This is a genomic window from Legionella lytica, assembly GCF_044626755.1.
Lineage (GTDB): Bacteria > Pseudomonadota > Gammaproteobacteria > Legionellales > Legionellaceae > Legionella > Legionella lytica_A.
Map to the genome: position 1 here is coordinate 120,869 of NZ_JBGORX010000006.1, position 24,603 is coordinate 145,471.

Below are 24,603 nucleotides of genomic sequence, written 5' to 3' on the forward strand. Positions count from 1 at the left end.
CTGCTACTTAGTTTTTTTGGGCGATAATACCATCAGTAATTGTCTTCCTTCACGTTTTGCGTGTTGTTCAACAACAGCAACTTCAACAGTATCCTGTTGAATACGTTCAAGAATCTTCATACCTAGCTCTTGGTGCGCCATTTCACGACCACGAAAACGCAGTGTGACCTTGACCTTATCACCATGATTGAGGAAACGGATCAGGTTGCGTAGCTTGACCTGATAATCTCCATCTTCCGTCGTAGGACGGAATTTCAGCTCTTTAACCTGAATTTGCTTTTGCTTTTTTCTAGCTTCAGCTTGTTTTTTGCTCAGTTCAAAGAGAAACTTTCCATAATCCATAATACGGCATACCGGAGGTTTGGCTGTTGGGGAAATTTCCACCAAGTCCAAGCCACCTTCTTCCGCAGCGCGCAGGGCTTCACGTGTTGATACAATTCCTGCCTGATTACCATCGACATCAATTAAGCGTACCTCAGGTACATTGATCTGTTCGTTAATTCGTGCGCGATCACTTTCACGCTTAGTCGGTGCACTAATGGCTTAATCTCCCCTGCTGGTTAATTGGATATTGATCCCTTATGGGCAATTTCTTGCATTAAGGTATCACAAATTGTATCTATTGTCATCACACCCAAGTCTGCACCTTCACGGGTACGCACAGCGACTTGGTTTGCTTCGACTTCTTTATCCCCGATCACTAAAAGATAGGGAACTTTTTGTAAAGTATGTTCGCGAATTTTAAAACCAATTTTCTCATTTCTCAAGTCAAAATTGGCGCGAACCCCTCTTTTTTGTAAAGTTTGGGTTACTTTTTCAGCATATGCGTTTTGTTTTTCACTAATTGTTAAAACTACGGCCTGAACTGGAGACAACCATAAAGGTAATTTACCAGCATAGTGCTCAATAAGAATTCCCATAAACCGCTCAAAAGATCCTAAAATTGCACGATGCACCATTACCGGGGTTTGCTTACTGCCATCTTCAGCAATATAGCTCGCTTCTAAACGGCCTGGCATCGAGAAATCAACTTGAATGGTTCCGCACTGCCAGATTCGACCTAAACAGTCAGATAGTGAACATTCGATCTTGGGGCCATAAAAAGCACCCTCGCCTGGAGCATCAACCCATTCGATATTGCGGTCTTTCATCGCCTGTTTTAAAGCAGCTTCAGCTTTATCCCAAACCTCATCGCTACCGACTCGTTTTTCGGGTCGTAATGCCAAGCGGTATTTAATTTCATGGAAACCAAAATCAGCATAGACTGACTGCACTAATTGCAACATCATATCTACTTCAGATTGAATCTGATCTTCTGTACAGAAAATATGAGCATCATCTTGCACCATATTACGTACACGCATTAAACCATGTAATGAACCTGAAGGTTCACAACGGTGGCAGTTACCAAACTCAGATAATCTTAACGGTAAATCTCTATAGCTCTTCAAGCCTTGGTTATATACTTGCACGTGGCAAGGACAGTTCATTGGCTTTACTGCATAATGACGGTTGTCTGTTTCAGTAACAAACATTTCATCTCTAAAGTTAGCCCAATGGCCGGACTTTTCCCAGAGAACGCGATCAACTAATTGCGGTGTCTTAATTTCTTGATACCCAAAATCCACTAAGCGTGAACGCATGTAACGCTCAAGCTCTTGATAAATAGTCCAGCCTTTAGGATGCCAAAAAACCATTCCCGGAGCGATATCCTGGAAATGGAACAGCTCGAGACTTTTACCTAATTTACGATGGTCACGTTTTTCCGCTTCTTCAATACGGAACAAGTAATCAGCTAAAGATTTTTTATCTGACCAAGCCGTTCCATAGATACGCTGTAACATTTCATTGTTGGAATCACCGCGCCAGTAAGCACCTGCAACTTTCATTAACTTAAATGCTTTTAAGAAACCAGTGGAAGGTACATGGGGACCACGGCATAAATCTTCAAAATCACCTTGTTTATAAAGGGAGAGCACTTCATCTGCAGGAATGTCAGCAATAATCTTCGCTTTATAGTCCTCACCGATACTTGTGAAATAGCTAATTGCCTCATCTCGTGGCAACTCTCTGCGACTCACAGGATAATTGGCCTTGGCCAATTCCATCATTTTCGCTTCAATTTGCTCTAAGTCTTCAGGTGTAAATGGTCTTTGGAAGGCGAAATCATAGTAAAAACCATCGTCAATCACCGGGCCAATAGTTACCTGAGCGGTAGGAAATAAACTTTTTACTGCTTGCGCTAATAAATGCGCAGTAGAGTGACGAATCACCTCGAGGCTATCGTCTTGCTTTTCCGTAATAATAACTAAGGAGCAGTCATGTTCAAGAAGATATGAAGTATCAACCAGACATGAATCAACACGGCCAGCTAAAGCTGCTTTTGCCAACCCTGGACTAATACTGTGTGCCACATCATAAACAGTCAGAGGCGCTTCAAAATGTTTTACACTTCCATCAGGTAATTTAATGTTTGGCATGATTAGTATCCGTATGTCCGTCGATCACTTTATCTCAAAAAAAAACCCTGCAGAGCAGGGCTTAACATAATCTGAAAATAACTACAATCTAAGCGTAAAGTATTCTACACTTAATAAACTTAAAAGAATTCTGTTCTTGGTAGGCACGAGTGGGATCGAACCACCGACCACCACCATGTCAAGGTGGTGCTCTACCACTGAGCTACGTGCCTATAAAAAGACCTGCATAAAGCATAGCTAGGCAGTATATAATAGTGGGTATTGCAAAGCAACCTATTATTTACAATCTTGATGCAATTAATGATTTGACTTTTTGACAAAGAAAATACATAGTGATCGCCTGTTGTCTAACTTATAAGAATAATAACCATGGCAATTAGCCCTATAAAAAGCATTTTAAATTGGTTCAGTGGAACTAACTCAACGTTAAAATCGTTTACAAATTGGTATCAGGAAAATAATTCATTCCAAGATACCCCCCTCGCATCTCAAGAATGGGATAAGCTGATATCTAAAAAACATGTACGAAAAGCACTGGCAACCAGCACTGAAAAAAGCATTCTTTGCTTGCAAGTTGAAGCGCGTTTGGCGCAAGACTATGCCGACTTGCTGGATGTTCAATTAAGAAGTGCTTTTCAACAATTAGCAGAACAAGACATAGCAAACCCTGTTGGATTTTCTGATATCAGCCGTGGCAGCATCAACATGCAAAACTATTTACAATGTTACAATATAATGGACAAGTTCATTGAAGCTGATATTACTGGACATTCAAAGAAAGCGACGAAACTACATGCCTTCGAACGCTGGATAGAAGTTGCAGCCATCCTGCTTAATCAACACCAAAATTACGAAGCCTTCACCTTAGTTATGTTGCGCTTGTCTGTAGTGGAAACCGATTTAAAAAATTTATACGCTTTATCCGCCACCTCCAGAGATGCCTACACCGAGCTCCAGCCATATATAAACCCGCGTGGAAACTTCAGAGAATTAAGAACGCATATGCAAGGCAATAATGACCCTAAAGTGCTTAGACCAAGCTTTTTATTGTCAAAAGACATATTGTTCCTCAATGAAACGCTGGGAGAAAACAAAAACTTGAAGAGCACAGATGTCCCAATTACTCATGAGAACTATGAGAATCTTAAGAAGAAAGAAGATATTCTTGCGCAATTTGTTGCGGCACAAAAAACTGAGGTAAAAAAGCAATCCCCTCATTTAAAAGAGACCTATACAATTCTTGCCGAACAATATAAGGCACAAGCTGAATTAGAAGAACGTAATAACTTAGAACAAGAGAAGACAAACCAAACTACGCGCCCGCGAAGAAATACAGCAGATGCCGAACTTCCCAAGAGAAAAACGGAACCAATGGTTGAAGAAAAGGGACATAAAAGACAGCGTAGTAAGTCGCTTGATTCTGGAAGTACTCCAAAATCCGAAGGCACTACAGCAAAAGAAGAAGCTAAAAAACACTATAATAATAAAGGGCTCACCTTCTGGCACAAACCCAACGATATTACGCTGGATCGCATGATAGAAGCTCAACGCGATTTGATACGCACATTAGGAATGGGCTTTTAACTTATCAACAGAGCCTGGTTGCTTGCAACCAGGTCCTCCTTAAACAGCAGCCAACTCAAAGAACATCATGTTAAAGGCAATAAACGCTTAAATCCGATAACCCGAAGAAAGACGCTCCGTTTCATCCTCCTCTTCTTTACGAGCCAACCGCAGCTTAGACATCAAGAATCTAAATTTAGAGAACCATCCTTTATCCCATCCCTGATTATCCCTCGTTGTCAGTTCGAGCGTCCGCCTGTTTGTTTCCGTAGACTCTTGCATCACCCTCATAACGACTACTTTAGGCTGCAATTCATCAATATCTGCCCTTGATCATACCTCTCTAAATAAGATTGAAGCGCCTTATTTAGCTTACCCTTTTATATTAGAAGAAATAAAAAAAGGCCTGAATGATTCCCATCATTCAGGCCTTGGTTTGCGAGGTTAACCGCTATGGTTAAACCACTACTCCTGTTTGTTGAACTGTTCATGACACGATGTTCCATCGGGTGTCATGTTTTTCCATGTATTTTTGGACTTTGTTGAAATATTTCCGTAAATTTCACAGCCATTATAGCGCCCTGGTTTCGAATGTCAACACCTAATTTCGAATCGAAACCAAAAGTTTCGTTTTAATACTAAAATTTGCAGGTTCCCCCAGTCTTTGTTACAATTCAGCACAGTTTTCACTCTAATAAGTTTATTGCACGCTCCATGGAAAAAGTTGATTTAACAAAACAATTTGCATACCGCCTACGTGATGCCATGATCGCTGCAGGTTTCAATTCTCAACGTTCTACATCTGGCGTGTGCATTCATAAGTTGTCGGAAATTACTGGTTATTCCTTACAAATTTGTCGAAAATATCTGCGCGGAGAAGCTATACCGGAACCATTAAAGCTGGTTGACATTGCCACGAAACTCCATGTTTCGCCAGGTTGGTTATTATTCGGTGATTCCCATGATGATCGCGGTTTAGAGCAGGATAAAGTATCAATTAGCAAAACATTACTTCATTATATTTTCAGCAAAGCAGCAAATCTATATAATAGCCCGCTTATGGAACAAGAAGTCTCTGACTTCTTAATGGAGTTGATAAATGATGTAAGTTTAATCAATGCCAATGAAGAGCAGTCAAAAAGAATTATTGATCTGGCTTTAGCTTCAGTGAAGCATTTTAGCCGGCCCCATGGAATTTGAAATAAGAATGGTTTTATGGAAAATTGTCGTCATGAAGTAATGCAGCATCCAGAGTTACTGGAAGTCCTTTTTGCATTTAGAAGTAAAGTCTCCTCCGTATTCCGCGATGTTTTAGGCATACATGAAATTGATCACCTTGCCTTTACTCGCATCAACAAGAACAATCAACTACTAACGCTATCCTCAACACCGGCGATGGAGTTTAATTTATTTAATAGCCCGCTTTGGCGTTTTGATAAAACCTATAGACATCAATGGTTTGAATTATGCGTACAGGATTATTGGCAAAACTTATATGACCCTACGCGCTACGATGAACTGTATTATTTAAAGCAAATCAAACATGCTTATCCAATAGGATTAAGTCTCGCCGCAAAAATGGGCGAGGAATACCTTATCTATTCATTGGCTAGCCGCAAATCCTGTGCTCATACTCGTGAGCTATTTGCGAATCAACATGAAGATTTTTATAAAATTGGGCAATATTGTTCAAACAATCTAATCTCACTTTTAAATACCTATGATCCTACATCCTCACCCCTACTACCCATTACAGGTTGAACTATGAAACACCAAAATAAATCGATACTCGGCGGTCTTATGGGGAATGTCGTAGAAGCCTATGACATGTCTATCTGCTACTTTATGGCAACAGAAATGTCACGCTACCTCATTGGGGATAATAAAGGCAGCATCACGGTGGTTTTGTCTTTAGTCTTCATTGCTTATTTAGCCAAACCCTTAGGTGCATTCATCCTGGGTTTATTTTCCGATTTATATGGGCGTAAAAATGTCCTTATGGTATCAATTCTGATTATGGGGGTTTCTACTGCACTAATCGGGGTGATTCCCGGACATCAACAAATAGGCCTTGCCGCAGCAGGTTTACTTTTGACCTTGCGTATTATCCAAAGCATGGCTTTAGGTTCTGAATTTTTGAATTCAGCGTCCTTATTAGTTGAAAGTGGCGACAATCAGCAACGGGGTTTTCGTGGCTGCTGGTCTTCGGTGGGCGTCAAAGCCGGTTATTTACTTGCCTGCTTAGTCGTTGAGGGCATGCGTTATTTTGCCGATGCCTATCCCGAAGTCGACTACATCTGGCGGATTCCCTTTTTATTTGCTTTGCTGACCACCATTATTGGTTTTGCAATCCGTGCTAAGATGCCTGAAAGTTTGGCCTATGTTGTCTATTATGCGAATCGAGCCAAACCCACAACACGAGATATTTACAGACAATCATTAAACTACATCCAAAAATATCCCTTCATGTTTCATTATGCCTTTTTCTCCAGTTTTCTCTCCGTCACCACAGGCTTCTTTTTTTATCTTTATATTCCCTTACACGCGATTCAGTATGCCCATCTTTCGCGTTCATTAATTATGACCTCCAATACTTTAGCGCTTGCTTTAGTCACCCTACTAATCCCCATTTTTGGCTGGCTCTCGGACAAACAGGACCGTTTGAAAATGCTCACTTTTGCCAGCAGTGGCTTATTGGTGCTGGCCTATCCCTTTATGCATGGTGTTAATTATGGAAGTGCCGGTTATTATATTTTAATGCAGCTGCTCATCTCGATTCCCTGCGCTTGTTATTATAGTGTCGCTACGGTATTACTTACCGAGCTCTTTCCGTTGCAGATACGCTGCACCGCTTTATCAATTGTTTATTCCATTGCAGCAAGCCTGGCAGCCGGCGTCCCCCCACTGCTTTCCGATTATTTGGCACGCAAAACGCAAATGCCTAGCGCTCCCAGCCTAATCATTATCGTATTGGCAGCGATCGTATTAATTAATATTAAGATTTTGGCGCAACGATATCGCATAGGTAAAAACCAATATGCGAGCGCATCCATTAAGGATGAGTCACCCGTGTTTAGTATCCATTATAACTAAGACTATGCTCCCGTATTACACTACTCTAATACGGGCTACTGCATCTTGAATTTACTATTCCTCAACAACTAATGAAACTACTGGGGTTATGGCTTTGATTGCTTGCTCAATATCTTGCATAAGATGAGGCAAATGACTTTCCTCGGCTTCATTTAATTTCAACTCTACTTCGGCACGTAAAGTCTTTAATTTATGATCAAGCTCAAGAATTTTTTTACGTGTATCTGTATCAATTTCATTTAGGAAAAACGGCATACCTATCTTCATGAATACGCTCCAAATAAAAAATACTTTTTAATGTAGGTTCTGGATAAGAATTCGCACGTTTATCTCTTCCGCCAATTGACTCAACAATGCTATCATTGGCCTTTTTGCAGGCAGTGAGTTGTATGTTGTTACATTTTCTATTCATCATGGGCATTTGTGTCGAAGCGGTTACAGGTGCATTGGCCGCTGGCCGCAAAAAAATGGATTTTTTCGGCGTCATGCTCATTGCATGCATTGCAGCACTTGGTGGTGGCACTGTAAGAGACTCGCTATTTAATACCTACCCATTGACGTGGGTACTTCATCCAGAGTACCTATTATACACGTCCTTATGCGCATTTCTCACTATTTTTATTGCCCATTCACTGATAAAAATTATGAAGCTCTTTTTAATCCTTGATGCACTTGGCTTATCGACCTTTGTGATCATTGGTACTCAGAAAGCATTAAATCACGGATTATCTCCAAGCATCGCTGTAATTAGTGGAGTAATAACCGGTATTTGTGGCGGGATGCTACGTGATATTTTATGCAATGATATTCCCTTGGTCCTAAGAAAAGAATTGTACGCGGTGATTGCTATTGGCGGGGCTCTGCTCTTTATTACGTTGAATTATTTTCAAGTTGCAGAAAACCTCAGTGTGATTATTACTTTGATAAGTATCTTCATTGCACGTCTTTTGGCTATTTTCTTCCATATTGAAATACCCATTTTTGATTATTCGGAAAGTATTAAGAAGCGTCGCAACGAATAGGATTTTTTCACCAATCAGACTACGCAATTTCGTCATTGCGAAAAACGTGGTGACGAAGCACAGAATCCTAAGTTGCTTCTCTTCGTTTGCAATGACGACAGGTTTTATAATTAATCACGCCGCGAACAATTCGCGGCAATAAAAAATTACTCGACTTCTTTAACGGAAAGAATACTTACTTCCTCAACTGGAACATCGGCATGTCCCATGCTTTGTCCAGTTTTTACTTTAGCAATCGCATCGACAATGTCCATACCTTCAACTACTTCACCGAATACGCAATAGCCAAAACCTTGCATTGAGTCCGCAGTGTAGTTCAAAAATGCGTTATCAGCGACATTAATGAAAAACTGTGCTGTTGCAGAGTGAGGGTCCATTGTTCTTGCCATAGCAATCGTGCCGCGCTTGTTTGGCTTGCCATTTTTTGCTTCATTTTTAATTGGGCTTTGCGTTTGTTTTTGTTCCATATTGGAATCAAGTCCGCCGCCTTGAATCATAAAGCCAGAAATGACGCGATGAAAAATTGTGGTGTCGTAAAACCCGCTACGCACATAACTTAAAAAGTTTTCTGCTGTAACTGGAGTATTTTCTGTATCTAACTGAAGACGAATGTCACCTTTAGATGTGCTAATAACTACCATTATTTCTCCTGTGAATTAATTACCAACTCGCGCATTTTATCACAAACATCATGCATCACATGGATATTGTGAATCGTCGCCAGAGCAGTGAAAAGATTAGACTTCTGTTTTATTAAGTGGTGCAAATAAGAGCGTGAATAATTACGGCAAGTATAACAGGTACAATCAGGCATAATCGGTGACATATCATCAGCAAAGCATGATTTTTTAATTTGAATACGTTCATTCTCATACTCACTGGCAAAACGCAGCCAATTCCCGTCTGGTATCACCTTCCCGCAATACAAAGCTCCATGTCGTGCATTACGCGTGGGCGCAACACAGTCGAACATATCGATTCCCTCTGCAACTACGTCCAAAAGATCTTGGGGAGACATGCCCACCCCCATGGTATAACGCGGTTTATTTTCGGGTAAATAATCGCGTACCCAACGAATTACTTCAACTGTTGTGTTCATGTCAAAACCAATGGTTTCACCCCCAATGGCTAACCCATCAGTATTCATCGATGCAACAAAATCAGCACTTTCACGTCGTAAATCCTTAAACGTGCCTCCTTGAATAATGCCAAATAAAGCTTGCTGATAGCCATAGCGTGATTCAGGGTGTTGCTGATGATATTGAATTGATTGTTTTAACCAGCGATGGGTGCGCATCATAATGTGACTTACTTCATCTTTAGTACAACTATCAGGCGTACATTGGTCAAAAGCCATAATAATGTCGGCACCAATAATCTTCTGAGTCTCTAAAGACATTTCCGGAGTCATGTGGATGATGCCCTGCTTACCCGGCAAGACAAAATGAGCGCCGTCTTCATCAATGGTACAAATTTCTTTATTTCTGGACAAACTAAAAACTTGAAAACCCCCGCTATCCGTCAGCATAGGACCATGCCATCCCATAAAAGGATGCATCCCACCGGCCTTTTCAATGACCTCCATACCAGGAGCACAAAGCATATGATAGGTATTACCACCTAAAATAATTTGGCTATGGGCATCTTGTAACTCAGCAGGCATCATATTGTTCACCCCGGCACGCGTACCAACGGGCATAAATACTGGAGTGATAAATTCACCATGAGCAGTGGTAACACGGGTAACCCGGGCTTTGGTGGCCGAATGCCGATACAGCACTTCGCAAGAAAAGCTTTTCATTGTGTCAAAAATAATTCAAAAAAAGCGATGATAGCTAACTCGACTTCAGATTACCAGTAAAGGATACTCAGAAATATTAATCCCCCATCAATCTATGATAAAATCATGCGCTAATTTGAATGGGAATCAGGTCTGAGACCTAAACTACGTCATTCTGAGGCGTTTACGACGAAGGATCTCCTGAATGTGACCTTAATAGTCATACATAAACTTTATGCTGAATTCAGGAGCTCCCTCGCTTGGGCTGACGTGTATTACGTTAAACGAGGAGTATCATTATGCCATCGCAATTCATGGTTGATATAGAGGGAACTGAGCTATCTAATATAGAACGGGAACTTTTAGCGCACCCTAATGTAGGTGCCGTAATTTTGTTTACCCGTAATTTTATAAATCCTGAACAACTCGCACAGTTGACTGCCGAGATAAGAAGTATCAATCCCGCTCTTTTTATCGCAGTTGATCATGAAGGAGGTAATGTCCAAAGGTTCCAACGGCAAGGATTTAGCTCCATTCCGGCCGCTCGCTCCTATGGCAAGGTTTATGATCTGCATCAGGAGGTTGGTTTGGCTCATGCCCAAGAATACGGAAAAATCATGGCGCAAGAACTTTTAGCACATGATATTGACCTTAGCCTCGCCCCCGTATTAGATCTAGAAGGCAATAGCCGTGTTATTGGCGGTTTAGATAGGGCGTTTCATTCCGCTCCAGACGCCGCGGCAGCCTTAGCAGGGGCCTTTATTCAAGGCATGAACGATGCGGGCATGCCAGCCGTGGGCAAACATTTTCCTGGCCATGGCTCTATCGTATCGGATTCACATATTGCGATGCCAACATCCTCTGCATCTCTCGAGGAATTAGAAGCCAAAGATTTAAAACCCTTTAGTGAGCTAATTAGTAAAGATTTATTAACCGCGGTTATGCCAGCCCATGTAACCTATGAGGCTATTGATAAAAATAACCCCGCCGGTTTTTCCAAGGTATGGTTACACACTATCCTCCGTACTAAATTAGGATTTAAAGGATTAGTCTTAAGTGATTGCTTAAGTATGAAAGGTGCTGACATTGGCAATTTAAAAACCCGAGCCGAACGTGCACTGAATGCTGGATGCGATATGTTGATCGTATGCCACCAACCTCGCGAATTATTATTGCAGTTGCTGCACTCCCCTTCGATTGAGCAAACATCTGAATCTGCCGTCCGCATTAGTGCATTCAAAAAACAAATGCCCCGTTTTTCTAAAGGACCTATCTCACCCTATTCCTTATATGAAAGAAACGCTGTTGATAAGGCTCAGGTTATTGCAGGACCTAATGATGAATTTAATAAGACGGTGGAAATTTAGCGCTATTTATGATGCTTCCACATCCCGTATTAGACAAAGTCATAATAGGGGATGTTCTGGTGGTGCTACATTCTTGAGTACATCCTATCAAAACGTGAGCGATGGGTATTCCAAAACAAAAACAGCCCCATAACCACCATAAAAATAAAATACATAGCACTCCAACCCGCCATAGAAATACCTAACCAATGCCAAGTAGCTTCAGCACATTCCCCAGAGCCCCATAACAACGTTTGCGCTACCGTTTTCCAGGGAAAATAACGAATCATAATATCCAAACCAGGCATACAGGCAGGAACATTTCCTGCAGGTAATGATTGCAGCCACAATTGACGGCCGGCAAAAAATAAACCTAAGACCGCAAAAAAGACTATCCATCCACTAATTGCATGTGCTCTTTTTTGCGTACCAAAACTTAAACTCATAACGGCCAATAAGAAAAAGACACACAGACGTTGCATCAGGCATAAAGGACAAGGCGCCAAGCCTACAAAGTATTGAAAATAAAATGACGCGAACAGCACCAATAAAGTAACTACTGCGTTAAATGTTTGAATTCTTCTAAAATTTAATTTTGTCATGATTTTGGCAACATATAAGAGATTGCAGCGCTCAGATCATCCTCACTGCACTTAAAACAAGTTCCTTTTGTAGGCATCGCATTTAAACCCTTTATTGAAGAAGCAACTAAATCCTCTAATGTTCTACCCGTTAAACGAGGTTTCCAATCTTGCTCATTACGAAACTTAGGCGCACCCGCCAATCCATCTTTATGGCAAACAATGCAATACTGCTCATAAGTTTCTTCGCCTGGCTCTTTTTTAGCTGGTGTTGCCAACGCTTTCTGTTCAGAACCAGATTGTCCCTGCACCGAAACCTGACCTACGGGTTGAATTCTTAACTGCATTTCCTGCCGCTCGGTATCACTATCTGCATAGCCTGCAAAGGAGAAAAAAGATACTAGCACCACAACAGACCATTTCATACCCGTACACCTCGAAAACACAATTTAAAAATCATACCTATAAGTAAGCTTTTTTTCCAGCATAGCGGATAATTATTCATTCTATAGGCTATATTAAAAATAATACAATCAAAAGGAACTGATATGGATAACACAGAAAAGATGCAGATCCCAATGGTCGATTCATTACAACGTCATTGGGGATGGCTGTTAGGACTAGGGATAATTCTGCTGATTATTGGAACGATTGGTTTAGGCATGGACATTATGCTGACCTTAGTAAGCATGTATTTTTTTTCTGCCATGCTATTAGTCTCCGGTTTATCGCATTTTGCAGATGCATTTAAATACCAAAAATGGAAAGGAGCGGTTTGGCAAATTCTTATTGCGCTGTTGTATGTAATTGCCGCCGGTGTGGTGTTATACGACCCTATTCTCGCCTCCGCAGTAATTACCGCCATGCTCGCCTGGTTGCTTATTATTATCGGCGTAACACGCATCTCCATGTCCATTTCGTTACGAGATACTGAAGGTTGGGGTTGGATACTGTTTGCCGGTATTACCTCATTAATTTTAGGAATTTTAATTCTCATCAAGTGGCCAATGAGTAGTTTATGGGTTATCGGGATGTTCATTGCCATTGATATGATCGTTAGCGGTTGGACTTATATTTTCATGGCCCTAGCACTACGCGCTGGTTATAAAAAATAAACCGTTTAAAACCTGGTTTGGAGCCTTGCTCTACTCCAGGTTACATTTCTTGACGTCAAACTCACACTCCTGCAAATAAAATGCTATGATAGCGCATCATTAAATAAGTCGTTCTAATTATCTATGAATATCAAAACGCTACGTATTGCAACACGCCAAAGCCCTCTTGCGTTATGGCAAGCTAACCATGTGCGTGATTTATTATTAGCACAGTGGCCCGAGCTAAAAATTGAGCTCGTGCCGATGACCACCTCAGGAGATAAATTTCTGAAAGATAAACTGCTGGCCATAGGGGGTAAGGGTTTATTTGTCAAAGAATTAGAAGAAGCTTTATTGGACAACCGAGCAGATATCGCCGTGCATTCATCAAAAGATATGCCAGCGGAGTTTCCCGCAGGCCTATGCTTAGCGGTTATTTGTAAACGAGACAATCCCTTTGATGTCTTAGTCAGTAATCAATATAGTAGTTTGCAAGACCTCCCTCCCCAAGCTATTGTGGGCACCAGCAGCCTCAGACGCCAATCGCAATTACTCACCTACCGACCTGACTTATACATCAAACCCTTACGAGGGAATATCAATACCCGCCTAGCTAAATTAGAATCTGGCGAATACCAAGCCATCGTATTAGCAGCTGCCGGCCTTGAGCGCATGGGATTTACCGACGCCATTCGCCAACAAATTCCCGAGCACATTATGCTTCCCGCCTGTGGACAGGGAGCATTGGCTATTGAATGCCGAACCAACGATCAAGAAACGCAAGCCTTAATCGCCGGACTCAATGACCCTACCTCCGCTATTTGTGTACACACAGAACGTCAGGTGAATGCATTATTAGGAGGCAACTGCCATGTGCCTTTAGCAGTTTTTTGTGCACCAGTCGCGGCCAATCAATTGATGTTGCATGCCAAAATATTAAACGAAGAGGGTACACAAATCCTGAGCAATCAGCAGACAGGCGCTCTGGTAGATGCTCCTCAATTAGCTAAACGTTGTTCTGAGGAATTACTTGCTCAAGGTGGGGCTGAACTTCTGGCATCGGTTCCAAAATGAATCCGTCATTGCAAGGCTTACGTATTTTAAATACCCGCCCACAAGAACAAGCTCAGCACCTAAGTGAGCGCATCCGAGCAGCGCAAGGCATCTCTATTGAATTACCTACATTGGAAATACAGGCAACGGCTGATTGGCTTGGCCAGCTGCCTGATTTAAATAGCGTACAACAAGCCATATTTATCAGTGCAAATGCCGTTAAACATTGTTTCATGCAACTGGAACAAGCACAAATTCATTGGCCATCAACCATTGAGGTCATTGCGATTGGCAACGGCAGCGCCACACTACTGCAGCAATTTGCGGTAGCGGTACATGCCACCCCCTTAATGCCAGATAGTGAACATTTATTGGCATTGCCGAGCCTACAAAACCCAGAGAAGCAAAAAATTCTCTTATTTAAAGGTGAGGGTGGAAGACCACTCATTGAAGAAAGCTTGTTACAACAAGGTTCTGATTTAATTGCATTAAATGTATATCAACGTGCTTTGCCCAAAATAAATGAGCAATTTATAAAATCAATCTGGCGCGATGATTTAGTGGATATTATACTGTTAACTAGTGAGCAGTCTATGCATCATCTTTTTCAATTATTTCCTAAAGATGCTCATCACTGGCTGCGCAGTAAAACATGCCTGGTTATTAGCGAACGCCTGGCTCAAAGCGCCTCCTCATTGGGAATAAAACATATTATTCGTAGCCATCCCGAGGGGATAATGAATGCATTGTTTGACTCTGTTATCAAGGATTAATTTATGGCCAATGGCAATGAAGAACAAAAAAAAACATCCGAAACACAACCAAAACAGACTATGGAGCAAAGCACTAGTCCGTCAATGAACAAGCAAGGCGCGACTGTAAAAACTAAGTCGGCAGTGGCCTTGGGAGCCGTGGTCATTGCGATTGGTGCCCTTAGCTCTTCACTGTATACACTATCACTCAATAAGCAATTACAAGCGCAGCTAAGTAATCAAAGAAATCAAAACAATCAAGTAAATCGACAATTAGATAAGTTAGAGCAAAATGAAGATAAGACCCAAGCACAACTTGAAGCCAAGGCGAAAATGCTTGAGGAAACACGCACCACATTACAAAACCAATTTGGTGAGTTAAACAAACAATTGCAAGCAGCGATGAGCCAGCGATTTTATCAAAATCAAAACTGGCTGTTACTCAAAGCCCGTTATTATCTTGAGTTAGCACAAGTCAATGCCCATTGGGGCAACAGCTTTGATGCCACCATCAGCTTGTTGCAGCAATCGGATCAGTTATTACTGCAATTAAATGAACCCAAAGTTTTTGAGATCCGCCAAGCGGTAGCGAAAGACATTGCTGAATTAAAAGCAACACCTAAAATGGACATCGCAGGAACCCTAAGTCAATTGGATGCAGCGCAAAATAGCCTTGAGGATTTAAGTATTGCTTCGACTTTAAGTGATATGAAGCCCGCCTCTCCAGCAGCAATAACACCGGCTAGCCGCGAAAATAAAACATCAGTATGGCGCCTGCGCTGGCAAGATAGCATGGATGTATTAAGCAAACTGGTAGTCATTCGTCGTAATGATGAGCAGATTAAACCATTAATATCCCCTGCCCTTGAAGCCATACTCAAGGAAAACATTCGTCTGGACTTACAGCAAGCACAATGGGCAGTACTCAATAAGAATACCGAGGTCTATCAATTAGTGCTCAATCAGGCAATAAAAACCCTGCAAAAGAATTTTAATGAGAGTGCCGCCAATACTGCCGCCCTTATAAAAAAATTAACTGAATTACAGCAAATTCAGTTAACACAAAAAAGCCCTGAAGTTGGATCTCACTCCTTACCATTATTAAATCAATTAATTGATTCCAAAGAGCCTGCTGCCAAGCCGGCTGATAAAGAAGAACAGGGAGGAACCCCACAATGATGCGACTTTTTATTGCGTTTTTCATCTTATTAGCCGCCATCATTTTAGGCGTGCAGCTCAATAAAGATCCGGGCTATGTATTAATTGCCATAAATCATTGGACCATTGAAACCACCTTGTGGGTAATGATTTTAGGTTTAATTCTGGTATTTCTTATCGTCTATTTAGTAGTCCGCTTATGTCACAAAGTTACTCGCGCCCCGAAAGCAATGAGTCGTTGGCACTCTAAGCGCTTAGCTCAAAAAGCCCAGGCAATTACCCGTAAAGGATTAATCGAATACAGCGAAGGATACTGGGATAAAGCAAAAAATCATTTAATTCAAGCTCTGCCCAACACAGATACCCCACTACTCAATTATTTAACTGCTGCGCGAGCAGCACAAAAAATGGGGGATAGTCAATTACGTGATGACTTTCTGCGTGAAGCACAACAATCAATGCCAGAAGCAAAGATTGCGGTGGAACTGACACAAGCCCAATTACAATTGGCAAATCATCAATGGGAGCAGGCATTAGCCACGTTAAGACACTTACATGATATTGCCCCACGTCATCCTTATGTTTTAAAACTGCTCGTGCAATTGTATCAAGAGGTCCGCGATTGGCCGCAACTCATTGCCTTACTGCCTAGCTTGAAAAGATATAATGTGCTCGAACCCCAAGAATTTGAAGCACTACAGCATAGCGCCTATTTGCAAGCATTGGCGGATCTAACGAAACAAAACCAGCCTGAAGCGGTAATGGAACTCTTTAAGTCATTGCCCAAACCCTTAGCAGCAGATCCCAATATTGTTACCGAGTATGTGCGGTTTCTACTTAAGAACAAGGAACATGCCAAAGCCAAAGAATTATTACGCCGTAATCTGCGTAAGGAATTTAATCCGCAACTCGTTACTCTGTATGGCTCATTACCCAGTGATGATAGTCAACTTGCTTTTGCTGAAAGCCTATTAAAAAAACATGCTCATTCAGCGGAGCTTTATTTATGCTTAGGGCAATTATGTATTAATCGTCAGCTATGGGGTAAAGCGAAATATTATCTGGAGCAGTCGAACGAAATCGAACCCACTCCTTTAGCCTATATGACACTAGGCAAGCTACAGGAAAAATTAGGTGATGCCCACCAAGCCTGTGAAAGTTATAAAAAAGGATTAGCGTTAACAACTCATCATGTATTGATATGAAAAAATTACCGTGGTTTACTTCACCACGGTAATTCAAGCTTTAGTGCAAAAAATACCATTTTACTCGTAATGAACTACATTCATTTATAAAGAATAAGGGTAATTACTGCTTAAATCCGAATATCCATTTTACTGAGTTTCTAAATCAATAATTTATTGCTTTAACTCGCTGATTTTATTGATTTATAATCGTCTGGTTCAAGCGCTCATTTGGAGCCACGCGCGGATAGGCATTTTTTCCTGCTTTTTTCAAAACGTTTAAAGTTCCTCAAACCACCTTATGAGAAAAAGAAGTACTCTGAGTTACCGGTGCAATTGCTGCAAGGGGCAATTCTCTGCGGATTTCTTTTAATACCCTAATTCCTTCATCCTATACGTTATGAAGTACCTATAAGTATAGAATGAGGGAAATTTACTTTGCTCAAGGGAGCTAGCTATAAAAAATTAGAGTTATGGCAATTATCATTGCAAGCTGATTGGGTCTTTTCTACCTGAATAGTGATATGCTGGATACTAAATTCGTGTCTTAACTGTTCTGTCCACTCCATCCGTGATGCGTCGCTTAACTCGACTTCGGGCATGTATAAATGTACCGACATCGCATTTTCCTGCGTACTCATAGCCCAAATGTGTAAATCATGGAAACCATCAACCCCAGGTTTAGCTAACAAAAACTCACTCACCGCAGACCAGGAAATATTTTCGGGTACGCCATCAATAATTAAGCGGAAACTGTTAACAAATAAAGACCAGGTCCCTTTTAAAATAATAACCGCGATAAGTAACCCCACAACCGGATCAATCCAGAGCCAACCTGTAAAATAAATCAAGGCAGCAGAGATTACTACCCCAACCGAAATTAAGGCATCGTAAAATAAATGGAGATAAGCACTCTTGATATTAAGATCATCGGTACCACGCATAAATAAAAGGGCGGTTGAAAAATTAATGACAATACCAATACCTGCCACAATCATCACTGACACGGCTTGAATTTCCGCGGGGGAAAACAATTTATACATTGCTTCCGTAGCAATAATACCGCAGGTGAAGACCAACAAAATCCCATTGGCAAGCGCAGATAGAATAGAGGTTTTTTTCAGTCCATAAGTAGCTTTCATCGTGGGAGCCCGTTTCATCAAACTCGTGGCAATCCAGGCTAAAACCAAGCTCAACACATCGCCTAAATTATGGAATGCATCAGCTAATAAACTGGTGGAGTTTGATAAATAAGCGAACACAATTTGCAAAAGCACAAATAGACCATTCGCAATAATTGCAATTAAAAAAGCCCTATCATAGGTAACAGGACCATGCGAATGGTTATGATGGTCATGACCATCACTGTGTGAATGTGTACTCATAAATCCTCTTTATTTTCTGCCTCGGCAGCATTGTAGTAATTAATTCCTATTTTAATGCGATTACGTTCCTTTTGCCGGCGCCAAGCATTGGTATCTCTTAATGAATAGACACAACCACAATACTCCTGCTTATAAAATTCCTCACGCTTGGCAATTTCATACATACGCGCTGCCCCTCCATTTTTCCGCCAATTATAAGTCCAATAAACCAGTTCGGGATAATGAGCGGCTGCGCGAAGGCCACTATCATTAATTTGGTTCATGTCTTTCCATCGGGAAATGCCTAAGGAACTACTAATCACCGGAAAACCATGCTCATGGGCATATAAAGCCGTACGCTCAAAACGCATATCAAAACACATTGAGCAACGTTTACCGCGCTCAGGTTCCCACTCTAAGCCTTTAGCCCGCTCAAACCAATTATCTTTATCATAATCTGCATCAATAAAAGGAATATTATGTTTTTCGGCAAACTTTATATTTTCCTCTTTCCTAATTTCATATTCCTGAACAGGATGAATATTAGGATTGTAAAAAAATATTGAAAAATTAATTTCTGAACTGATCAGAGCTTCCATTACCTCACCAGAACAAGGTGCACAGCAGGAATGCAGTAATAATTTATCTGCTCCATTAGGCAATTCCAATTGTTCTCTTTCTATCATTGTGATACTTCCGGCAAATTTATAAAATGTTGGCGATAATAAACCAATTCGGCAATTGAGTCTTTAATATCATCTAAAGCTAAATGTTTTGAGTGCTTGTTAAATCCATTTAATAATTCTGGTTTCCAGCGAACCGCTAATTCTTTAAGCGTGCTTACATCTAAATTACGGTAGTGGAAAAAGGCTGCTAATTCAGGCATGTATTTGTATAAAAATCGTCGATCCTGGCATACGCTGTTACCACACATCGGTGATTTTCCTTTCTCAACAAATTGCTTTAGAAAATTCACTGTCTCTTGTTCTGCTTGTTTCTCATCCACAGTACTTTCCAGGACTCGAGCCACTAATCCAGATTGGCCGTGTTGTCGGGTATTCCATGAGTCCATGGCATCCAATTCTGCTTTAGGTTGAGAAATGGCGAAAACGGGACCTTCTCCAATAACATTTAAATGGGGATCGGTCACGACTGTCGCAATTTCAATAATGCGGTTTGCTTCCGGGTCTAAACCCGTCATTTCTAAGTCAATCCAGATTAAATTATGATTGTTTTTCATTTGTTTTCCAGGAGTTTAATATTAAGTCAACACAGGCTACTCGATGCTGGTGTAAAGCATGTTTAATTGCCTCCCCAGTATACCCCTGCGCGATTATAGTTTGTACATTTACCTTAGCACATTCCGCTAATAAGCCACTCCATAGCTGCGCTTGGCGATAATCAACCTTACGTCCACATCCTTCGGCATCTGCCTGGCAAGCAATGAGCATATTATAAAAAAGCTGCGGGCGTCGAAATGCATCCGCTTGCTCTAACACCTTAACTATGGTAGCAGCTCGTAGTTCCGATAGGCGATGAATAGTTAAGTGATACCGTGAAACTGTGATCCCCAATGTACGATATTCATTGGGAATTCGCAAACGTGTGCATAAAGCTTCAATAATTGGTACACCACGCTCTTCATGTCCATGATGACTCGGCCAATTTGCCATCGATGATGTTGCTTTACCTAAATCATGAACTAAGGCCGCGAAACGAATTATCGGATCCGTAGTCAAAGCAACAGCCGCTTGGAGGACCATAAGCGTATGCACACCGCTATCGACTTCATGGTGATAACGGTATGGATTAGGGACACCAAATAAAGCATGTAGTTCCGGGAGAATAATACGCAATGCATCACAAGCACGTAAAGTGCTAATAAATTGTTCCGGATTTCGCTCTTCCAAACTACGTTGCCATTCCTGCCAAACTCGTTCTGCAACTAAATGCGCCAACTCGCCGTTGTGCACCATAGAATACATCAATGAGCGTGTTTCATCTGCCACCTTAAAGCCTAAATGATGAAAACGTGCCGCAAAACGTGCAACACGTAAAACACGCACCGGATCCTCAACAAATGCAGGGGAAACATGTCGTAATACTTTAGCGCGTAAATCCTGCTGCCCTTGATAAGGATCAATTAACTTGCCGTGTTCATCCATAGCTATGGCATTAATCGTGAGATCGCGGCGAGCTAGATCTTCTTCAAGGCTAACCGTATTACTAAAATCACAGGTAAAACCATAATAACCTGGAGCTGCTTTACGTTCTGTGCGAGCTAAAGCATATTCTTCATTAGTTTCAGGATGCAAAAAAACTGGAAAATCTTTCCCAACCTGGCGAAATCCTTTTTTTATTAATTCTTCAGGGCCAGCACCAACCACGACCCAATCCCGCTCTTTTACCGGTAGATTTAGCAATTGATCGCGAACAGCCCCACCCACTAAGTAGACTTTCATTATATGTAATTTACCTTCATACTGTTTAAATAAAAGTATTTGTTAATTTTGCGTTTTAAATTTGCAATAATGGTAATTAATTTTGGCCTATTATCCAATAATGCACAAAATTTAAAAAAACTATCCTAATTATAATATAGATCCTAATCATGAGTAAAAGACGTATTAACAAACAACAGTCTGCGCGTATTGAAAAAATTCAACAAACGTATCAGACGAATAAAGAAAACCATGATAATTTAATGAATGGTCTGGTTATTACTCGTTTCAGCCGCCACGTCGAAATTGAAGATCATCTGGGTGCACATACGCGCTGCTCCATTCGGCCTAATATTGAAACATTAGTTGCAGGCGATCGCGTAGTATGGCAAAACGAAGGAACAAATCAAGGGGTAGTCTTAAGTCTTTACCCAAGAAAAAGTGTCCTTGCTAAGCCGACGGGCGCGGGAGTAGTAAAACCGGTAGCTGCCAATATCACCCAGCTTATTGTGGTTATTGCTGCGAAACCTGAAATATCCTGGCCCCTCCTTGACAGCTATTTGGTTATGGCGGAAACCCTACGGTTACCAGCGATCATCCTTTTAAACAAGACCGATTTACCGTGTACTGAGCTTAAAGAGCGATTAATAGCAGACTATCATCAATTAGGTTATCCCCTTCTATTTATTAGCCAAGATGATGTTAAGGGTATCGCTCAATTAAAAAAGATATTAGATCACCAAGTAAGTGTCTTTGTTGGACAATCAGGAGTGGGTAAATCTTCGCTAATTTCTGCCATTTTGCCCCACGAAGAACACATCGCGACTGGGGCCATTTCAGAGATTTCTGAATTAGGACGGCATACCACCAGTAATTCACGTTATTATCATATACCTAGTGGCGGTGCCTTAATTGACTCACCAGGAGTGAGGGAGTTCAGTTTATGGCATATTGATGCAGCAGAAATTGCGCGTGGCTATAGTGAGTTCAGACCCTTTTTGTCGCATTGTAAATTTAGAAATTGCACGCATAAAGATACTCCCCACTGTGCAATTATAAAGGCTATGGAGGATGGACTGATTGCTAAAAAAAGATATGAAAACTTCCTTAAACTGTGTGCACAATATAAGACATAGAACACGAGTATCCACACCAAGAGGTTTATCGAATCAAATAAAAATTTGAGCTAACTATTAATGCATCACACCAAGTAACACCATAATGAAGCAACTCCGGATTTGAGGAAATAAACCCTGGGTTGCTTCACCTCATTACCATTGACGCTATATGTATATCAACTGGGTTGCCCTATGGGATCAACTCTAGTTTCAGTTTCTTTTAGAGTTTCCTTCTTCTCCTCACAACTTAAAATTGGATTCTTCAAGTCGAATAAGAAACGTCGTATTTTTCCTTGGACATCACTGGCAAGATGGCCTAATTCCAATTTAGTAGCGTAATGCTCAATCACCTCGATTAGATGCTCTACTCCCTCAACAAGTGCTGGATCAATCTTGTAGCACGGTTCAGCATGGAAAAAACTGGGAGATTTATCAATAGGCTGATGATAGCCTAATTCTACTAAACGACTGTTTATATGTACGATACAATTATTTAAAAAATCCCCCTCCACTCCTTCCGACGAAACTCCATCAGCGGAGGTCATGAACGTCTCTAAAGTCTGACGTTGCTGCTTATTAAGCTTAGAAAGAAATTGGGAAAATAAGATATTAACACGCAGCTCTTTTCTAAAGCAGCCTTCCTCTTGAGCATAGGTAGTCACTAACTCATCCAAAAGATCGGTAATTGGCTTTTTAAATATAGTTGCAGTGTGAACAAACCTTAATAGACGATGAAGAATTAACTCTTTAGGATACCAATAGCCTTCCAAAGCAGAATCCTCGTCCTCCAAATTAGAATCCTTCTCGTCCAATGCATTCGCTTTTTTTAACCAGCTCAGAGAGGCAGATGGCCTGATATTTACCCATGGGCTTTGGTCTTTTTTCATCGCAGTGATTTTACTCTGAATCTCATCATAATAGACATCAATATAATTTGGTTTATCAGAGTTATATAATTTTATTAAATGCTGATAGATGCCATAAAACTCTGCAGGAATCTCATTAGGTTGATCCCATGTTGAAATCTCTTTCCCTTTATACAAAAAGCCAGTATAAAATTTAGTCACGAATAAGGATACGAGCAAGCGACAACAATTAATGTATGCTGTAACTTCATTTTGTGCGGTATATGCTGGTTTTTTGCGTTCCTCTTTTAAGATATGTTGTGGTTTCTTTTGTTCTTCAAGATAAAATAAGTGTACGAGACTGCTCTTAGCTTCTAACTCAGGGTGAAGATGAAATAATAATGTGGTTATAGCATAAATCTCTTGCTCCAGATTAAATTGAGTCGCATCAAAAATAGCAATCAGTACATCAAGTAAATGATGCTCTCGGTCTTTATAAAAAACCCTTTGCCCATAGAGAGAATTAACGTCAGCGGCAGCGCTGTTATATATATGTTCAAAAAATTCACTGGCTTTCTTTTGAAAGCAATTAAACTCTTTACCATCAACTTTCAAATTCATATAGCACTCTACCAATTCAAATAAGGGAGCTAAAAAGCTCATAGGCAGCGATCCTACATTTGAACTGGATGTAAACACTTTTCTCTGCAGAAAATCCCAAAAGCTCGTGAAATATTCAGTTTTGGATTGGGGTTCACTTATTTGAGCATCCCCTTTAGTTTCGATAGAAAAGCATGAGTTAACTTTACAGCGCTTTAAGCTGCTTAGTTCATCCAAGGTGAAAACAACCGCGGCATCCATGCTTCTGCTGGTTACTAGTTGATGATTATGAGCTAATAAGTAATCACAAAGACTCCTTTTGCGACAGAGAACAGTCCCTTGATTCGCCAGATAAAAATTAGTCATTGTCTCTGTCTGGGTTAGTGCCGAACCATCATGGGGATCTTTATCATTAGTAATGCTGCTCATGAGAATTTTTAAATACGGAATATCAGCAGGTGTGCTTAATTCTCTCGCTAGATTAACCCAGATACGCTCTATGGGGGAATTACTTAGCGTGTAATCATGATTTTTACCGCGTACAGTCTGCCAGCGCACAGCAAAACACTCTATTAAAAAAACAATATCCGGTTTATTAAGAGGTGTCTCTAAGGGTTTGCTAAGAAAATATGTGGTAATTTTATCCAGAAGAGCAGCGTCACATTCAGCTTGGATGCCTTCTTTGCGTAGTTCCTCAATGTATTCCGATATTCGTTGGACTTTCATAAAATTTATTATTTATGCTAAATGAAAATAACTTAAACTAAAGGGAAGAAAAAATCAACTTTTGATTAATAAAATGACTTTATTATCAACTGATTGAGCAAATATTAATTGTAAATATTTTTTAGAGTAACCGGGTTCCATGCAAGCATGGTTTTCTTTCATGTGTCATTATGCGAGGCGTGGTACTCTGGGTTGCTTTACTGTGTTCTCAATGACAGGTTTTTATTTACTACTGGGGTGGCTAACTACTTTTGACGTAGCGCAGATTGTGCTACGTCAAATACATGAATAGCAGAAACAAAAAAAGCGGCACAAGGCCGCTTTTCTCTTTTAATAAAACCCTGGCGATGACCTACTTTCACATGAGGAGACCTCACACTATCATTGGCGCATGTCTGTTTCA

24 protein-coding genes and 1 tRNA gene are annotated in these 24,603 nt (G+C 40.8%); 12 read left to right on the forward strand and 13 right to left on the reverse strand.

Features of this window, described 5'->3' with window-relative positions:
• Positions 1-3 precede the first annotated feature (3 nt).
• The 3 genes from infC to ACD661_RS13065 form a co-directional block, all read right to left on the reverse strand.
• Positions 4-540 (reverse strand): translation initiation factor IF-3, encoded by a 537-nt coding sequence (infC, locus tag ACD661_RS13055; protein ID WP_400188332.1) that lies wholly within the window; start codon positions 538-540, stop codon positions 4-6.
• A gap of 20 nt (positions 541-560) precedes the next feature.
• The gene (gene thrS, locus ACD661_RS13060) at positions 561-2,480 is read right to left on the reverse strand and encodes a threonine--tRNA ligase (protein ID WP_400188304.1); all 1,920 of its coding nucleotides are present in this window, start codon (positions 2,478-2,480) and stop codon (positions 561-563) included.
• Positions 2,481-2,617: 137 nt separating this feature from the next.
• A tRNA-Val gene (locus tag ACD661_RS13065) sits at positions 2,618-2,692 on the reverse strand.
• Between the two features lie 157 nt (positions 2,693-2,849).
• On the opposite strand from ACD661_RS13065, the gene ACD661_RS13070 reads away from it, so the two are divergent.
• The 4 genes from ACD661_RS13070 to ACD661_RS13085 all read left to right on the forward strand — a co-directional run bounded on the left by ACD661_RS13070 (position 2,850) and on the right by ACD661_RS13085 (position 7,136).
• The gene (locus ACD661_RS13070; RefSeq protein ID WP_400188305.1) at positions 2,850-4,064 is read left to right on the forward strand and encodes a RasGEF domain-containing protein; all 1,215 of its coding nucleotides are present in this window, start codon (positions 2,850-2,852) and stop codon (positions 4,062-4,064) included.
• A 693-nt stretch (positions 4,065-4,757) separates the two neighbouring features.
• Positions 4,758-5,243 (forward strand): helix-turn-helix domain-containing protein, encoded by a 486-nt coding sequence (locus tag ACD661_RS13075; protein WP_400188306.1) that lies wholly within the window; start codon positions 4,758-4,760, stop codon positions 5,241-5,243.
• A 15-nt stretch (positions 5,244-5,258) separates the two neighbouring features.
• Positions 5,259-5,804, forward strand: a complete 546-nt coding sequence (locus tag ACD661_RS13080; protein WP_400188307.1) for a hypothetical protein — start codon at positions 5,259-5,261, stop codon at positions 5,802-5,804.
• A 3-nt stretch (positions 5,805-5,807) separates the two neighbouring features.
• Positions 5,808-7,136: an MFS transporter gene (locus tag ACD661_RS13085; RefSeq protein WP_400188308.1), complete on the forward strand. Its 1,329-nt coding sequence runs from the start codon at positions 5,808-5,810 to the stop codon at positions 7,134-7,136.
• 54 nt (positions 7,137-7,190) lie between these two features.
• On the opposite strand, the gene ACD661_RS13090 is transcribed toward ACD661_RS13085, so the two are convergent.
• Positions 7,191-7,403, reverse strand: a complete 213-nt coding sequence (locus tag ACD661_RS13090; protein ID WP_400188309.1) for a hypothetical protein — start codon at positions 7,401-7,403, stop codon at positions 7,191-7,193.
• A 122-nt stretch (positions 7,404-7,525) separates the two neighbouring features.
• Between ACD661_RS13090 and ACD661_RS13095 the strand changes: the two genes are divergently transcribed.
• On the forward strand, positions 7,526-8,158 hold the full coding sequence (locus ACD661_RS13095) for a trimeric intracellular cation channel family protein (RefSeq protein ID WP_400188310.1): 633 nt from the start codon (positions 7,526-7,528) through the stop codon (positions 8,156-8,158).
• A gap of 146 nt (positions 8,159-8,304) precedes the next feature.
• Here the strand turns inward: ACD661_RS13095 and ACD661_RS13100 are convergent, their stop codons facing one another.
• Both ACD661_RS13100 and tgt read right to left on the reverse strand, forming a co-directional pair.
• Complete coding sequence (locus tag ACD661_RS13100; RefSeq protein WP_252580858.1) at positions 8,305-8,799, reverse strand: peptidylprolyl isomerase; 495 nt, start codon at positions 8,797-8,799, stop codon at positions 8,305-8,307.
• Positions 8,799-9,959: a tRNA guanosine(34) transglycosylase Tgt gene (tgt, locus tag ACD661_RS13105; protein WP_400188311.1), complete on the reverse strand. Its 1,161-nt coding sequence runs from the start codon at positions 9,957-9,959 to the stop codon at positions 8,799-8,801. The genes ACD661_RS13100 and tgt overlap by 1 nt, the downstream gene beginning before the upstream one ends.
• 278 nt (positions 9,960-10,237) lie before the next feature.
• On the opposite strand from tgt, the gene nagZ reads away from it, so the two are divergent.
• Positions 10,238-11,305 (forward strand): beta-N-acetylhexosaminidase, encoded by a 1,068-nt coding sequence (gene nagZ, locus ACD661_RS13110; protein ID WP_400188312.1) that lies wholly within the window; start codon positions 10,238-10,240, stop codon positions 11,303-11,305.
• A 65-nt stretch (positions 11,306-11,370) separates the two neighbouring features.
• Here the strand turns inward: nagZ and ACD661_RS13115 are convergent, their stop codons facing one another.
• Complete coding sequence (locus tag ACD661_RS13115) at positions 11,371-11,886, reverse strand: disulfide bond formation protein B (protein WP_400188313.1); 516 nt, start codon at positions 11,884-11,886, stop codon at positions 11,371-11,373.
• Positions 11,883-12,290, reverse strand: a complete 408-nt coding sequence (locus tag ACD661_RS13120) for a c-type cytochrome (RefSeq protein WP_400188314.1) — start codon at positions 12,288-12,290, stop codon at positions 11,883-11,885. The genes ACD661_RS13115 and ACD661_RS13120 overlap by 4 nt, the downstream gene beginning before the upstream one ends.
• 123 nt (positions 12,291-12,413) lie before the next feature.
• On the opposite strand from ACD661_RS13120, the gene ACD661_RS13125 reads away from it, so the two are divergent.
• The 5 genes from ACD661_RS13125 (at position 12,414) to ACD661_RS13145 (ending at position 17,127) form a co-directional block, all read left to right on the forward strand.
• The gene (locus tag ACD661_RS13125) at positions 12,414-12,980 is read left to right on the forward strand and encodes an HdeD family acid-resistance protein (RefSeq protein ID WP_400188315.1); all 567 of its coding nucleotides are present in this window, start codon (positions 12,414-12,416) and stop codon (positions 12,978-12,980) included.
• 123 nt (positions 12,981-13,103) lie between these two features.
• A complete protein-coding gene (gene hemC, locus ACD661_RS13130) occupies positions 13,104-14,033 on the forward strand; it encodes a hydroxymethylbilane synthase (RefSeq protein WP_400188316.1) in 930 nt (309 codons plus the stop codon).
• On the forward strand, positions 14,030-14,785 hold the full coding sequence (locus ACD661_RS13135) for a uroporphyrinogen-III synthase (protein WP_400188317.1): 756 nt from the start codon (positions 14,030-14,032) through the stop codon (positions 14,783-14,785). The genes hemC and ACD661_RS13135 overlap by 4 nt, the downstream gene beginning before the upstream one ends.
• A gap of 3 nt (positions 14,786-14,788) precedes the next feature.
• Complete coding sequence (locus ACD661_RS13140) at positions 14,789-15,943, forward strand: uroporphyrinogen-III C-methyltransferase (protein WP_400188318.1); 1,155 nt, start codon at positions 14,789-14,791, stop codon at positions 15,941-15,943.
• Positions 15,940-17,127 carry a heme biosynthesis HemY N-terminal domain-containing protein gene (locus tag ACD661_RS13145; RefSeq protein WP_400188319.1) on the forward strand — a complete coding sequence of 396 codons (1,188 nt, stop codon included), beginning with the start codon at positions 15,940-15,942 and terminating at the stop codon, positions 17,125-17,127. Before ACD661_RS13140 ends, ACD661_RS13145 begins: the two co-directional genes overlap by 4 nt.
• Before the next feature lie 434 nt (positions 17,128-17,561).
• Here ACD661_RS13145 and ACD661_RS13150 read toward each other — a convergent pair whose 3' ends face one another.
• The 4 genes from ACD661_RS13150 to ACD661_RS13165 are packed head-to-tail and all read right to left on the reverse strand — an operon-like array spanning position 17,562 to position 20,932.
• Positions 17,562-18,491, reverse strand: a complete 930-nt coding sequence (locus ACD661_RS13150; protein WP_400188320.1) for a cation diffusion facilitator family transporter — start codon at positions 18,489-18,491, stop codon at positions 17,562-17,564.
• On the reverse strand, positions 18,488-19,156 hold the full coding sequence (locus ACD661_RS13155; RefSeq protein WP_400188321.1) for an epoxyqueuosine reductase QueH: 669 nt from the start codon (positions 19,154-19,156) through the stop codon (positions 18,488-18,490). The genes ACD661_RS13150 and ACD661_RS13155 overlap by 4 nt, the downstream gene beginning before the upstream one ends.
• Positions 19,153-19,710, reverse strand: a complete 558-nt coding sequence (orn, locus tag ACD661_RS13160; RefSeq protein WP_400188322.1) for an oligoribonuclease — start codon at positions 19,708-19,710, stop codon at positions 19,153-19,155. The genes ACD661_RS13155 and orn overlap by 4 nt, the downstream gene beginning before the upstream one ends.
• Positions 19,694-20,932 (reverse strand): multifunctional CCA addition/repair protein, encoded by a 1,239-nt coding sequence (locus tag ACD661_RS13165; RefSeq protein ID WP_400188323.1) that lies wholly within the window; start codon positions 20,930-20,932, stop codon positions 19,694-19,696. Before ACD661_RS13165 ends, orn begins: the two co-directional genes overlap by 17 nt.
• A gap of 149 nt (positions 20,933-21,081) precedes the next feature.
• Here ACD661_RS13165 and rsgA point away from each other — a divergent pair, with 149 nt between their 5' ends.
• A complete protein-coding gene (gene rsgA, locus ACD661_RS13170; RefSeq protein ID WP_400188324.1) occupies positions 21,082-22,047 on the forward strand; it encodes a small ribosomal subunit biogenesis GTPase RsgA in 966 nt (321 codons plus the stop codon).
• 158 nt (positions 22,048-22,205) lie between these two features.
• On the opposite strand, the gene ACD661_RS13175 is transcribed toward rsgA, so the two are convergent.
• Complete coding sequence (locus tag ACD661_RS13175; protein ID WP_400188325.1) at positions 22,206-24,200, reverse strand: hypothetical protein; 1,995 nt, start codon at positions 24,198-24,200, stop codon at positions 22,206-22,208.
• Positions 24,201-24,603 lie beyond the last annotated feature (403 nt).